At 63.5% G+C, this 12,118-nt stretch carries 15 protein-coding genes; 3 read left to right on the top strand and 12 right to left on the bottom strand.

Features of this window, described 5'->3' with window-relative positions:
• Together EOA23_RS25215 and ybgC are read right to left on the bottom strand one after the other, a co-directional pair.
• The coding region (locus EOA23_RS25215) for a MotA/TolQ/ExbB proton channel family protein (RefSeq protein WP_127306142.1) at positions 1-521 on the bottom strand (521 nt) is incomplete at its 3' end.
• Positions 522-928: 407 nt separating this feature from the next.
• A complete protein-coding gene (ybgC, locus tag EOA23_RS25210; RefSeq protein WP_127306141.1) occupies positions 929-1,399 on the bottom strand; it encodes a tol-pal system-associated acyl-CoA thioesterase in 471 nt (156 codons plus the stop codon).
• A 52-nt stretch (positions 1,400-1,451) separates the two neighbouring features.
• On the opposite strand from ybgC, the gene EOA23_RS25205 reads away from it, so the two are divergent.
• The gene (locus tag EOA23_RS25205) at positions 1,452-2,699 is read left to right on the top strand and encodes a cellulase family glycosylhydrolase (RefSeq protein ID WP_127306140.1); all 1,248 of its coding nucleotides are present in this window, start codon (positions 1,452-1,454) and stop codon (positions 2,697-2,699) included.
• 16 nt (positions 2,700-2,715) lie between these two features.
• On the opposite strand, the gene EOA23_RS25200 is transcribed toward EOA23_RS25205, so the two are convergent.
• The 8 genes from EOA23_RS25200 to EOA23_RS25165 all read right to left on the bottom strand — a co-directional run bounded on the left by EOA23_RS25200 (position 2,716) and on the right by EOA23_RS25165 (position 8,810).
• Positions 2,716-3,618 carry a metallophosphoesterase gene (locus tag EOA23_RS25200; protein WP_127306139.1) on the bottom strand — a complete coding sequence of 301 codons (903 nt, stop codon included), beginning with the start codon at positions 3,616-3,618 and terminating at the stop codon, positions 2,716-2,718.
• 132 nt (positions 3,619-3,750) lie between these two features.
• Positions 3,751-4,788, bottom strand: coding sequence for a Holliday junction branch migration DNA helicase RuvB (gene ruvB, locus EOA23_RS25195; protein WP_040991683.1), 1,038 nt, complete (start codon positions 4,786-4,788; stop codon positions 3,751-3,753).
• Between the two features lie 43 nt (positions 4,789-4,831).
• Positions 4,832-5,452: a Holliday junction branch migration protein RuvA gene (gene ruvA, locus EOA23_RS25190; RefSeq protein WP_127306138.1), complete on the bottom strand. Its 621-nt coding sequence runs from the start codon at positions 5,450-5,452 to the stop codon at positions 4,832-4,834.
• Positions 5,453-5,466: 14 nt separating this feature from the next.
• Positions 5,467-5,880, bottom strand: coding sequence for a type II toxin-antitoxin system VapC family toxin (locus EOA23_RS25185; protein WP_127306137.1), 414 nt, complete (start codon positions 5,878-5,880; stop codon positions 5,467-5,469).
• Between the two features lie 2 nt (positions 5,881-5,882).
• On the bottom strand, positions 5,883-6,134 hold the full coding sequence (locus EOA23_RS25180) for an AbrB/MazE/SpoVT family DNA-binding domain-containing protein (protein WP_127306136.1): 252 nt from the start codon (positions 6,132-6,134) through the stop codon (positions 5,883-5,885).
• 61 nt (positions 6,135-6,195) lie between these two features.
• Positions 6,196-6,705: a crossover junction endodeoxyribonuclease RuvC gene (ruvC, locus tag EOA23_RS25175; RefSeq protein ID WP_127306135.1), complete on the bottom strand. Its 510-nt coding sequence runs from the start codon at positions 6,703-6,705 to the stop codon at positions 6,196-6,198.
• Between the two features lie 229 nt (positions 6,706-6,934).
• On the bottom strand, positions 6,935-7,999 hold the full coding sequence (locus EOA23_RS25170) for a glycosyltransferase family 2 protein (protein ID WP_127306134.1): 1,065 nt from the start codon (positions 7,997-7,999) through the stop codon (positions 6,935-6,937).
• A 280-nt stretch (positions 8,000-8,279) separates the two neighbouring features.
• Positions 8,280-8,810 (bottom strand): DUF1465 family protein, encoded by a 531-nt coding sequence (locus EOA23_RS25165; protein ID WP_042645727.1) that lies wholly within the window; start codon positions 8,808-8,810, stop codon positions 8,280-8,282.
• 535 nt (positions 8,811-9,345) lie between these two features.
• Between EOA23_RS25165 and EOA23_RS25160 the strand changes: the two genes are divergently transcribed.
• A complete protein-coding gene (locus EOA23_RS25160) occupies positions 9,346-9,897 on the top strand; it encodes a DUF2269 family protein (RefSeq protein ID WP_127306133.1) in 552 nt (183 codons plus the stop codon).
• Positions 9,898-9,941: 44 nt separating this feature from the next.
• Here EOA23_RS25160 and EOA23_RS25155 read toward each other — a convergent pair whose 3' ends face one another.
• Positions 9,942-10,712 (bottom strand): sulfite exporter TauE/SafE family protein, encoded by a 771-nt coding sequence (locus EOA23_RS25155; protein ID WP_127306132.1) that lies wholly within the window; start codon positions 10,710-10,712, stop codon positions 9,942-9,944.
• 162 nt (positions 10,713-10,874) lie between these two features.
• On the opposite strand from EOA23_RS25155, the gene EOA23_RS25150 reads away from it, so the two are divergent.
• Complete coding sequence (locus EOA23_RS25150) at positions 10,875-11,333, top strand: GNAT family N-acetyltransferase (protein WP_127306131.1); 459 nt, start codon at positions 10,875-10,877, stop codon at positions 11,331-11,333.
• A 139-nt stretch (positions 11,334-11,472) separates the two neighbouring features.
• Here the strand turns inward: EOA23_RS25150 and EOA23_RS25145 are convergent, their stop codons facing one another.
• Positions 11,473-11,907: an SRPBCC domain-containing protein gene (locus EOA23_RS25145; RefSeq protein ID WP_126083675.1), complete on the bottom strand. Its 435-nt coding sequence runs from the start codon at positions 11,905-11,907 to the stop codon at positions 11,473-11,475.
• Between the last annotated feature and the right edge of the window lie 211 nt (positions 11,908-12,118).

Here is a 12,118-nt window from a genome sequence, read left to right as displayed (position 1 = left end):
ACCACCGAAAGGCTGGTGTTCTTCGACGCGGCGATCGCCTGGAACGACGTCATGATGCCGATGACGGTGCCGAACAGGCCGATGAAGGGGGCGGCAGAGCCGGTGGTGGCGAGGAAGCCGAGGCGTCCCTCCAGCCTTTCCATCTCGCGCGTCAGCGCCAGGTCCATCGCCTTGTCGATGCGGGTCTGCAGCGCCAGCGGCGACTTCGCGCCCTTTTCGAAGCTCTTCTTCCATTCGCGCATGGCGGCGACGAAGATCGCGCCCATGCCGGTGGTCTTGCGGTCGGCCAGCGTGCGGTAGAGGTCCTCGAGCGATTGCCCGGACCAGAAGACCTGCTCGAAGCGATTGAGGGCGAGGCGCATGCGGCTATAGGCGACGAGCTTGTCGATGATGATCGCCCAGGTCCAGATCGAGGCGCAAAGCAGGCCGATCATTACCAGCTTGACCACCCAGCCGGCCTGCATGAACAGGGCCCAGATCGATAAATGCGCTGCCGGATCGGCGAGTGCGATATTTTCCATCACTTAAGTCCTTAAGATTTTCCGGGCATCGTTGGCGGCTGGCCCATGGGCATCCCTTTGGTCCGATCGCGCGAAGCGTGAAGCTTGCGGGACACGCCCCGAATGCACCGTTTCGCGGCCTTTTCGAGGCAAATATTGGTGAAAGGAAGGCGCACGAATTGCGCCAATCTTCGCCAATTCCTTCATGAACCGTTATGGTTAAGGATGGGTTAGGATGTCAGGCGCGGCGCATTGCCGCGCTTGGCAGGCGACCAAGCAACAAGCGCCGCCGCAAGGGTATGCTGAGATTCAGGTCAGGCCGAGCCGAGAACGATGGCTTCCGAGAACCGGAGCGGAGCGTACTTGAAGTACGCGTGAGCACCGGAAGCGCAGGAAGCCATCATTCGCAGGCCGGCATCACCTGAATATCAGCGTACCCGGGGCATAAAAGCCGCAATCCACTCCTTCGGGAAGCGTTTCGGGCGCCCGCTTTCGCCGACGATCGCCGCTTCGACCTTCGCCTCGACCAGCACGTCGCCGCCGCGCTTCAGTTGTTGGCCCATGACGATGCGCGCGCCGGAGATATCGTCGGTGCGTGTGTCGATGGTCAGGATGTCGTCCATGCGCGCCGGCGAGCGGAAGTCGATCTCCATGCGCCGCACCACCCAGACGATGCGCTCGCCATGCTTGCCGTCCAGCAGCTCGGTGTGGTGGACGCCGGTCAGCCGCAGATAATCGGAGCGGCCGCGCTCGAGGAACTCGAGATAGCGCGCATGGTAGACGACGCCGGAGAAATCGGTGTCGGCATAATAGACCCTCGCCATCAGCCGGTGGCCGAAATCCGTCAGCGCGCCGGAAAGCCCGGCACTGAGCGCCGCCGATTCACCATGATCGTCCATCGCGCTTTCCTTTTCTGACCTGAACAGGCAGGTGTTTTCGCGCGGGAACGGGATGGCACTGTTGGGCATGATGATCAAGAGCTTGATGGCGGCGCTGCTTGCGCTCGCCGCGCTGGCGCCGGCCAGGGCAGCGACGTTCTCGATGAAACGCGGCCTCAATCTCGATCAATGGGTCACATGGCCCACCGAGGACAAATGGAGCGATCGCCGGGCGATCCTGCCTTATCCGGAGTGGCGCAAATTCCTCAAGCAGGACGACCTCAAGGCGCTCAAGGATGCCGGTCTCGATTTCCTGCGCGTGCCGGTCGATCCCTCGCCCTTTCTCTCGGATCGGACCGCGGCGCTTCGCGACGACCTCTATGCCAGCGTGCTCGAGTCGGCGCGCATGATCAACCGCGCCGGCCTGAAGGTGATCGTCGACCTGCATCTGATCCCCGCAGGCGGCAACCGCAACATCGGCATGGGCGAGGTGATGGACGACCCGGCCGTCTTCGATGCCTATGCCGAGGTCGTGCGCAACATGGCAAAAACGCTGGCCCGGGAAGATCCGAAGCAGGTCGCGCTGGAACTGATGAACGAGCCGATCGTCGACTGCGACGCGAACGGCACCAACCTTTGGCCCGACCGCCAGAAAAAGCTGTTCGCAGCCGCGCGAGCTTCCGCAACCAGGCTCACGCTGATCCTGACCGGCGGCTGCTATTCAAACGCGGAGTCCCTGGCCAGGATCGACCCCGGGACGATCCCCGACGACAACATCATCTGGACCTTCCATTCCTACGATCCGTTCCTTCTGACACACCAGGGCGCGACCTGGGCCGGCGATTTCATCCAATACGTCACCGGCCTGCCCTATCCGCTCACAGCCGTTCCCAAGCCGCAATTGGACGTGACGCTGGACACGATCCGCGATCGGATCAGGGCCGAGGCGCCCTGGGCGCGGCAGAGCGGCATGCTCGCCTATCTCGACGAACAGGTGGCAGCGATGGACAGTCCCGAAAAGCTGGCCGCCGTCATGGATGCGCCGTTCAGGACGGTCGACGCCTGGGCGAAGGCCAACGGCGTCAAGCCGCAGGATATCACGCTCGGCGAATTCGGCATGATCCGCAAGGAATACGGCAACGGCTTCGTCATGCCGGCCGCGTACCGCACCGCCTATGTGCGCGACATGATCGCCCGCGCCGAGGCGCATGGGTTCTCCTGGTCGGTGTGGAGCTATGGCGGCGCCTTCGGCGTCGTCGATGCCTTCGACGGCGACAAGGCGGAACCCAATGTGATGGATGTGATCAGGTCGCTTCGCTGAACGCGCGGGAAGCGAACTATCCCAGGTCGATCTGCAATATCTCCGGCCGCACACCGAAACGAATCGGCGCAATGCTGAAGCCAAGACCGCCCGAGACAATCAGGTTGCGGTCGTCCTCGACGACATGGCCATAGGCGTAGCGATTGCCATAGGCGGAAGGCACGACCGGCGAATAGCCGAACAGCCGCACCTGTCCGCCATGTGTGTGACCGGACAGCGTCAGCGATACCCGCCACGGCACCTTTGGAAAGATGTCCGGCTCATGCGCAAGCAGGATGATGGGATCGCTGTCGCCGACCTTGGCCAGCGTGCCGGGAAGATCGTCGAGGCCGGTAAGCCCCTCGCGACCCTTTGTTCTGTCCGGCAAGAGCGCAATCTGGTCGGCCAGCCCGGCAATCCAGAAGCCTTTGCCGTCCTTTTCCAGGCGCACGACATCGTTCTCCAGCACCGGTATGCCGACCGCCTCCAGCGCCTTGCGGGAAATTGTCGGCCCTGCCCCAGCCGCCTGTGCCGAGCGATCCTCCCACCAGTCGTGATTGCCGAGGATCGAGAACACGCCGAGCGGCGCCTTGAGCCCGGACAACGCCGGCGCCCACTCTGACGCATTCACCCAGCCGGTCACCATGCGGGTTCCCGCAGGATAGTCGCCAAGCATGACGATGACGTCCGGCTGCAGCGCATTGGCCTGCTCGGCCAGCGCCGCGATCCGCTCCGGCGTCATCCAGGGCCGGCAGGCATGGATGTCGGCCAGCGCCACGACCCGCAGCTTGAGGCCGGCTGGCCAATGCGGCGGCGTCAGCGCGTAGCGCTTCACATGGGTGAGCAGCATCGGCTCGATGCCGACCGCATAGGCGCCGAGCGACACCATGGCGAAGGCCGAGCCGCCGACAAGGCGCAGGAAACCGCGTCTGGTGATCATGGAACGGCCCAAGCCCCTTGGGATTTGTCAGGACGTGCCTTAAAGGCGGCAATTGCGCCCTCAGCTGGGCCAAGGCGCGCAGATTCTGCGCAGATCGGCCCCTTGCTTGGCCGAGCGGCGAACAAATCTGCGTTACTCTTCCTGGAACAGGCTGATCTGCTGCTGGGCGATGTCCTTTGGCGGGTCGAGCCCCAGATGTCGCCAGGCATTGGCGGTCAGCACGCGGCCGCGCGGCGTGCGCTGGATGAAGCCCTGCTGGATGAGATAGGGCTCGATGATGTCCTCGATCGCGTCGCGCGGCTCGGAGAGCCCCGCCGCGATCGTCTCGATGCCGACCGGCCCGCCGCCGAAATTGCGCGCGATCATCGACAGATAGCGGCGGTCGAGCGCGTCGAGGCCGAGCGCGTCGACCTCCAGCCTGGTCAGCGCCTCGTCGGCGATCTTGCGGTCGACATGCGCGGCGCCCGCGACGCTGGCGAAATCGCGCACCCGGCGCAGCAGCCGGCCGGCGATGCGCGGCGTGCCGCGTGCGCGACGCGCGATCTCCACCGCCCCATCGTCGCCGAGCGGCATCGAGAGTATCCGGGCGCCGCGGCGCACGATCTGCTCCAGCTCCTCGACCGTGTAGAAATTGAGCCGCACCGGAATGCCGAACCGGTCGCGTAGCGGATTGGTCAAGAGCCCGAGCCGGGTTGTCGCCGCGACCAAGGTGAAACGGGCAAGGTCGATCTTGACCGAGCGCGCCGCCGGCCCCTCGCCGATGATCAGGTCTAGCTGAAAATCCTCCATCGCCGGATAGAGGATCTCCTCGACCGCCGGGTTGAGGCGGTGGATCTCGTCGATGAAGAGGACATCGCGCTCCTCCAGATTGGTGAGCAGCGCGGCAAGGTCGCCGGCCTTGGCGATGACCGGCCCGGAGGTCGAGCGGAAGTTGACGCCGAGCTCGCGTGCCATGATCTGCGCCAGCGTCGTCTTGCCGAGCCCCGGCGGGCCGACGAACAGCACATGGTCAAGCGCCTCGCCGCGGCTCTTGGCGGCATCGACGAAGACCTTGAGATTGGCACGCACCGCCGCCTGGCCGACGAACTCGTCAAGCGACTGCGGCCGCAGCGTCTGGTCGGCATCCTCGCCGCGCTTGTCGGGAGCAATGAGGCGGGGCGAAAGGCTCATGCCGCCTTCCTTGCATAGGACCGCTGGCGGGACAAGCGTCGCGTCACCGCGCCAGTTCCTTCAACCCGAAGCGGATCAACTTCGAGGCATCCGCTCCCTCGCCGGCCGATTTCAGCGCCGCCGCGACCGCGTTCGCCGCTATGTCGCGCGAATAGCCGAGATTGACGAGCGCCGAGACTGCATCCGTGATCGGCGCGGCAGCGACGCCTTCGCCGAGTTCCTGCTTGAGGCCGATCGTGCCGGTCGCCGCGCCAGCATAGGCCGGGGCCTTGGTGCGCAATTCGGTGACGATGCGCTCGGCCACCTTCTTGCCCACGCCGGGCGCGCGGGAAACCATGGCGATATCGCGCAGCGCGATCGCATTGGCGAGGTCGGCCGGCGCCAGCGTCGACAGCACCGCCAACGCCACCTTGGCGCCGACGCCCTGCACATTGTTCATCAAAAGCCGGAACCACTCGCGCTCCAGCCCCGTCTGAAAGCCGTAGAGCCGGATCATGTCCTCGCGCACATAGGTCTCGATGAAAAGCACCACTGCCTCGCCGGGCGACGGCAGCGCGGCAAGCGTGCGCGTCGAGCAATGGGCGACATAGCCGACGCCATGCACGTCGACGACGCAGGCATCCTCGTCGATTTCGTCCAGCGTGCCTTTCAGCTTGCCGATCATGTCCGGGGGCTTTCTTACGGGTGGGTGTCAGGCGCGATAAGTTCGACATCCGGAAAGTATTTTCTGAAACCCGCCGGATCGCGCGTAAGGATGGGATAGCCGCGGATGACGGCATGCGCACCGATCAAAAAATCGGGCATGACCTTCTCCCGCAGTCCCCCTTGCCGGCGATAGATCAAGAATGCTCTCGACGCGGCGAAGGCCGCTTCGAACGGCAACCCTTCACGCCGGTATTCATCCTCGGGCAACACATCGTCTACATCTTCGATCGTCTCGTAGCGCATCGAAAACTCTGCGTAGATGATCTGGTTGATGATCAGGCTGCCTTGCTTGCGCGTAGTCTCTATTTTCGACCGCGACCATTTCAGCCAGACAGGATCGCGAACAGCGACATCGATAAGCACATTGGTATCGACAAGCGTCGCCAAACTCAGCGATCCCGCGTCATGGCCATGACGTCGTCCGCATTTATCGTCTGATCGCCGCTACCCTCCAGCCGATCAAGCGCTGCGAGAAAACGGGCGAGCCGTTCGCGATCTGCGTGCCGTCCCTTGTCGTGCCGAGGCGTAATCGTGATCTTTCCGCCTTCTATGGCGAAGATCACTTCGCTGTTGGCAACAATGCCGAATGTCTCGCGCAGATCACGCGGAATGGTCACCTGGCCCTTGCTGGTTACACGCATGGAACAATCCTTTCTTACAAGTAAGAAATATTCCAACAATCGGAACAAGTCAAGAACATCGTTATCCCGCAACCGCCATCCGATAGGCGACACTCGGGCGGTGATGCGCATGGCAGATGGCGATGGCAAGGGCGTCGGCGGCGTCGTCCGTGTCGAAGATCGCCTTCGGCATCAGCACCTTGACCATCATATGGATCTGCTTCTTCTCGCCATGGCCGACGCCGATCACCGCCTTCTTGACCGCATTGGGCGCGTATTCGGCGACGACCAGCCCGGCGCGCGCCGGCACCAGCATGGCGATGCCGCGCGCCTGGCCGAGCTTCAGCGTCGCCGTCGCATCCTTGTTGACGAAGGTCTGTTCGACCGCCGCCTCGTGCGGCATGGCCTGATGCAGCACCTCGGCCAGCCCGTCATGCAATTGGCAGAGCCGCGTCGCGAGCGGCGCCTTGTCATCCGAGCGCACGGTGCCGGACGCGATGAAGCGCAGCGAATTGCCGAGGCTATCGATGATGCCCCACCCGGTGCGCCTCAGGCCCGGATCGATGCCGATGATGCGAATCGCTTCCCCCATGCGCCAAGTTTAACCTCGGCAGCAAGCGATGCCAGCGAAATGTGAACAAACCGGAAACGGTCGCGATCCCAAGATCGCGTCCGAAAATCCCGTTGAGCGGCCGATGGCGGCCTGCCTGCTTAAAGCATGTCTCCCGAAAGTGGGAACCGGTTTCGGGATAAAGACATGCGTAAAATGAAAGACTAAAGCGCATGGAGCGAATCCGAAGGATCGCGACGCGCTTTAGAACCTAGTTCGTCACGCGACGGATGGTTTTCGACAGCCGCGTGAGGACCGCCGGCCGGGACGACGCGACCAGCTTCCATGCCAGCACCGCATTGCCCATGCGCCGCGGCAGGATTCCGATGCTGAGGAACCAGGCCGCCAGGGCAGCCCGCCGCCGCCAGGATGCGTTCATTTCCAGGCTGGCGGCGGCGCCCGCTCTTGCCAGCCCCAGCCGGGAGTCGGTTTCAACCGGATGCTGGGGCTCGTCGACGCAGAGCGAAGCCAGCCGCTCTTCCAGGTGAACCGGATCGTGAAGGCCGGCATCCGGCGGCATGGTCAAGCCGATCTCGGCCGCCCGGTCGGACAGGGCTTCGAGGCGCCGGAAGTCATGCTGCATGCGCCAGCGCGCCCGCTCGGCAAGCTTCTCGTCGAAGACCGAATGGTTGGAGCCGTGGATGCGGTAGGCGCCAAGACAGGTGTCGATGGATTTCACTTCTCCGTGAAGCGGCGCGAGTGTCGCCAGATAGCCATCGGCGCCTTGCCGGAAATCGCTTTCAGGCATGGGCATTATCGGTTCCAGCGCCTCGCGGTCGAACGCCAGCCCGCTTGTCACCGTCGTACGATAGCGCCCCTTGCGCAACAATTCCGGCACGACGTCGCCTGAATCGAACGGCTGTTCGGGAGGCGGAAAGACATCCTTGATCTCCTGGTCCTCATCAACCAGATGCAGCCGGAATTGCGCCTGGGCGACATCCGTATCCCACTCGTCCAAGATCTCGGAGACCGCGTTCGGATAGAGATAATCGTCGGCGTCCAGGAAAAGGATGATCTCCCCGGTGCTCGCCTCGAATCCGGTGTTGAATGCTGCGCCATGCCCGCCATTCCTGCGCCTCAGGCACGGGCGGATCTTGTCGCCATAGGATTCGATGACGGCCACCGACGCATCGGTCGAAGCGTCGTCGACGACCACGACCTCGACATTTCGGTGGTCCTGCTCCAACGCGCTGTCGATGGCGCGCCCGAGAAACTGTTCGTAATTGTAGTTGGGGATGATGATCGATACCGGAATGCGGTCCAATGACGAATGCACGGGGATCAAGCCTCGCAATCTGCTTTGGTCACAGTGACGGTGATTTTCTTGCAAATCCGGCTCGGGTCGACCCGGCTGCGGCGAACGGCTCCAACTAGGGGCCTATCGCTTCCAGGCAAGGGTATTTCTTCCCGCGAAGGCTAGCACGGCCTTCAACGCGCCGAAGGCTGCTGCCGCAATATCGAAAAGTGGCTGAAGGCCAGAGGCGCTTGATTGCGCTGATCACGGCTCGATGGGGGAAGCCGCCGGCGCTATCTCAGCGTTTGTTGCAAACGCGGTGTCAGCCGCGCGCGAACGCCGTGTTCAAAAGGCTGATCTGGTCGGAAACCGGATTGGCCCGGCGACTGGGCGCGTGCGTCTCGGCCACGACACCGCCATAGATTTCCTCGTCCATGCGCCGTACCAGCGCCTGCAGGCGCAGCGAGCGCGTCACCAGATCGAGAAATTCCTTCGGCAGCTCGTTCCAGCCAAGCGCCTCGTCATGCGCCGACGCGGTATCCAGCCGCACCTTGGATTTCTCCGAGGCCACCTGGTCGCGCGTCATTTCGCCGGAATTCGCCGCGCGCTGCAGCAAAAGCCAGGAGGCGACCTGCATCAGCCTTGTGGTCAGCCGCATCGATTCCGCCGCATAGAGGGTAGCGGCCGTGCGCGACAATTTCTTGGCCTCGAGCCTGCCCTTGCCATCGAGATATTCGGCGGCCTGCTCGACCAGCCCCATGCCTTCCTGGTAGAGCGGCTTGAAGGATTGGGAGAAAACCCGGCGCTCCGCCAGTTTGATGGTTTTCGCGCTGCCCTTCGAAGGCTCGTTCATCGATACGCCCCTGCACTGCCGCCAGCCGATTCGACTATCCTTGCCGACGTGGCCAGCACCCTTAAATGACTGAGGCTTGAAAATGCGCTTCGATGCCCATGAAGGCAAGCGCATGTTTAACAAACGGTTAACGCCGGCTGCTTTGGAGCCGGCCGCCTGCCGACAAAAAAAGAGCCGCGGATAAGGCGGCTCTCAGGAGTTTAACAGGGAGGCGTCAAACAAAGTGGCTCCAACCACTCGGTAAGAATCCAGCAAAACTGGATGCGCATAGTAAACGCCTGTAAAGCTTAACGAACCCTTAACGCGGCGGCGATTTTTTAAGCGAGCGCGCTTCCCTGTGCCGGAACAGGACAGCGGCTCCGCCGCTGGGGATCGTCTAAAACCGGTTTTTCGAATGCCGATCGTGGCCGCCTGTAACATGCCCGCCGCTGCCGCGGCATCGTTCCGAAACACGCGCCACGCAAAAGGCCGCTCCTCTGAAGCGGCGCGCAAATCCTCGCCGCTTGAACTCAGGCAGGATATCCGGGAGCAAACCATGGATTGGTATTCGATCGTCAAATTCCTTCACGTCGTTTCGGCTATTTTGTGGGTCGGCGGCGGCTTCGTGCTGTTCCTGCTCGGCGTGCTGGCCGAGCGCGCCGGCAACATCGAGGACAAGCTGCAGGCAATGCGCGCCAGCGGACAGCTCGGCGGCAGGTTCTTCGCGCCGATGTCGATGCTGACGCTGATCTTCGGTCTCGTCATGTGCGGCTTCTGGGTCGGCTTTGCCGAGCTGTGGATCGTCATCGGCCTCGTCGGCTATGCCACGACCTTCTCGATCGGCATGCTGATCTTCAAGCCGACCGGCGAGCGCATGGGCGCCATGGTCGCCGAGCAGGGTGTGACGCCCGCCGTCCTTGCCATCGGCCAGCGCATGATGAGATGGGCGCGCCTCGATTATGCGGTGATGCTGGTGATCATCGCCGACATGGTGCTGAAGCCCACTCTGAACGACATCGGCATTCTTGCCGGCATGGCGATGGTGATTGCGCTCGGCGCCGCCCTCGCCTTCGGCGGCGGCCGCCAGCTGGTGCCGAGCGCCGCCTGAGCGTTACGTTTTTGGAGCGAGGCGGTTGGAAGGCCGCCTTGTTTCTACATCAAGCCGACTATGCCGTCCCACAGCAGCTTGACGGCGACCACCGCGACGGTGGCGTAGGTGAACGGATAGAAGATCTCCGGCCGCATGCGGCGCACCAGCCAGGCGCCGGCGACGGTGGACAGCGGCGCCAGCGGCATCAGCACCGCCGAGGCCGTCAGGTTGGCGGTGTCGAACTGGCCGAGCGCGAAATAGGGAATGAGCTTCAGCGCGTTGGTGGCGGCAAAGAAGATCGCCGAGGTTCCGGACAGCACTTTCGGGTCGAGCCGGATCGGCAGCGCATAGACCTGGAAGGGCGGACCGCCGACATGGGCGACGAAGCTGGTGAAGCCGGCGACCGTGCCCCAGAAGGCGGCGGCGATGCGGTTCGGCTCCGCCGCATGATCGGCGCCATGGCGGAACTGCAGGTAGAGCCAGCGCAGCACGAGCACCAGCGCGACGGCGCCGACGATCAGCCGCACCATTTCCTCGGTCACCAAGGCCGCGGTCAGCCAGCCGAGGCCAATGCCAATGACGGCGCCGGGCATCATGTCGACCAGCATCTTGCGGTCATAGACGCCCCACCACGTCCACACCGAAACGATGTCCATCAGGCACAGGATCGGCAGCAGGATGGCGGCCGCCTGGACCGGCGGGATGGTCAGCGCCATCAACGGCACGCCGACGAAACCGACGGCGCCGCCGAAGCCGCCTTTCGACAGGCCGACAAGGATCACCGCCGGAATGGCGGCGGCATAGAACCACGGATCGCTGAGCAGGCCTGACATGGGCAAGGAATGTTGGAAGAAGGCGGGGAACCCAGCCATAGCGCAGAACAGCGCCGCCGGGATAGTCATTAATGCCGGCATCCGCTATTGCCGACCAATCAGGACGACCGTCCGCTCCGCCAGGATCCGCAGTCGGTCGGTCCGCCATCTCGGAGTGTGGAAATGAGCGCCATCAGCATTCGCCGTGCAATCGAAGCGGACGTTGCGGTCATCGTCGCAATGCTTGCCGACGATGCGCTGGGCCGCGCCCGTGAAGACGCAAGCCTGCCGCTGGCGCAACCCTATCTGGACGCCTTCGCGGCGATAGACCGCGATCCGAACCAGTTGCTCGCGGTGATGACCGATGGCGACGACGTCATCGGCACGCTCCAGATCACCTTTCTCGCCGGCCTATCGCAGCGCGGCGCGTGGCGCGGCCAGATCGAGGCCGTGCGCGTCGCGTCCACCCGGCGCGGCGAAGGCCTGGGACAGCGCCTGTTGGAATGGGCGATCGACAAATGCCGCGAGCGCGGCTGCCGGGTCGTGCAACTGACGACGAACAAGAGCCGGACGGATGCGCATCGCTTCTATGAGCGCCTTGGCTTCAAGGCCAGCCATATCGGCTACAAGCTTGAACTCTAGAGCAATTCCAGGAGAGGTGTGAGCGGTTTTCCGTCCGGAATTGCGTAAAAACAAGGAGATAGCGCGTTTCGCCGTTTCCGCGAAACGGTGAAACGCACTAGCGATTGGCCGCTGGCTGTCGGCAATTGCGGCGGCTGCCCTACATCTTGTCCGGTCCCGGGTCGCCACCGGCGGCGGTGATTGCGAGCCGATCCAGATAGTGCGTCCAGCCCTTCTCGTGGCTGTCGCAAATCTCTCGGTCGGCAAGGCCGCTATGGGTGAGCTTGACCCGCGTCCCGCCCGGCTCTTCGACCAGATCGATTTCGACGAGGCTCGAACCGGGCGGCGTCCGATCGTTGCCCTCCCAGCCGAAGCTGTAGGCAAGGCGGTGGACGGGTATGACCTCGGTGAATTGGCCGCGAGCCGTGGCTCTTCCTCCCAAATTCAGCAGATAGAGACCGCCAGGGTTGGGTTCCGCCGTTGCCTCCGTTCCCATCCAGCGCACAATCTTGTCCGGATCTGTCAGGAAGGCGAAGACTGTCGCCGGCGGCGCCGCGATCTGTACCTCGCGACGAACGATCAAGGGTTCAGCCATCGAAACCTCCCTGGTTTGCGCGCCAACACGGCTCGCCTGGCAGGTGGCGCCGGGCCAGCGCTTTCGATTCGAAGCCAAATCGCCCTGCCGTTCAACTAAAATCTCGTTGGGTCGATTCGCGCTGGTGACAGCGACGGAACGCCGAAGCATGATCATATCGATGCGGCTTTCTTCAACTTTCGCCTGGCTGGTCGACAGCGCCGGCGGCGCC

It is taken from the genome of Mesorhizobium sp. M2A.F.Ca.ET.042.01.1.1 (assembly GCF_003997405.1).
Classification (GTDB): domain Bacteria; phylum Pseudomonadota; class Alphaproteobacteria; order Rhizobiales; family Rhizobiaceae; genus Mesorhizobium.
The sequence above is the reverse complement of the archived record's forward strand: the minus strand, read 5'-3'. Positions and strand labels throughout refer to the sequence as shown.

Coding starts and splice junctions, on each gene's coding strand:
- EOA23_RS25150 (WP_127306131.1), top strand. CDS start 10,875: ATGAGCGCCATCAGCATTCGCCGTGCAATCGAAGCGGACGTTGCGGTC.
- EOA23_RS25160 (WP_127306133.1), top strand. CDS start 9,346: ATGGATTGGTATTCGATCGTCAAATTCCTTCACGTCGTTTCGGCTATT.
- ruvC (WP_127306135.1), bottom strand. CDS start 6,705: ATGGGGGAAGCGATTCGCATCATCGGCATCGATCCGGGCCTGAGGCGC.
- ruvB (WP_040991683.1), bottom strand. CDS start 4,788: ATGAGCCTTTCGCCCCGCCTCATTGCTCCCGACAAGCGCGGCGAGGAT.
- ruvA (WP_127306138.1), bottom strand. CDS start 5,452: ATGATCGGCAAGCTGAAAGGCACGCTGGACGAAATCGACGAGGATGCC.
- EOA23_RS25155 (WP_127306132.1), bottom strand. CDS start 10,712: ATGTCAGGCCTGCTCAGCGATCCGTGGTTCTATGCCGCCGCCATTCCG.
- EOA23_RS25180 (WP_127306136.1), bottom strand. CDS start 6,134: ATGCGTGTAACCAGCAAGGGCCAGGTGACCATTCCGCGTGATCTGCGC.
- EOA23_RS25145 (WP_126083675.1), bottom strand. CDS start 11,907: ATGGCTGAACCCTTGATCGTTCGTCGCGAGGTACAGATCGCGGCGCCG.
- EOA23_RS25200 (WP_127306139.1), bottom strand. CDS start 3,618: ATGATCACCAGACGCGGTTTCCTGCGCCTTGTCGGCGGCTCGGCCTTC.
- EOA23_RS25205 (WP_127306140.1), top strand. CDS start 1,452: ATGGCACTGTTGGGCATGATGATCAAGAGCTTGATGGCGGCGCTGCTT.
- EOA23_RS25165 (WP_042645727.1), bottom strand. CDS start 8,810: ATGAACGAGCCTTCGAAGGGCAGCGCGAAAACCATCAAACTGGCGGAG.
- ybgC (WP_127306141.1), bottom strand. CDS start 1,399: ATGGACGATCATGGTGAATCGGCGGCGCTCAGTGCCGGGCTTTCCGGC.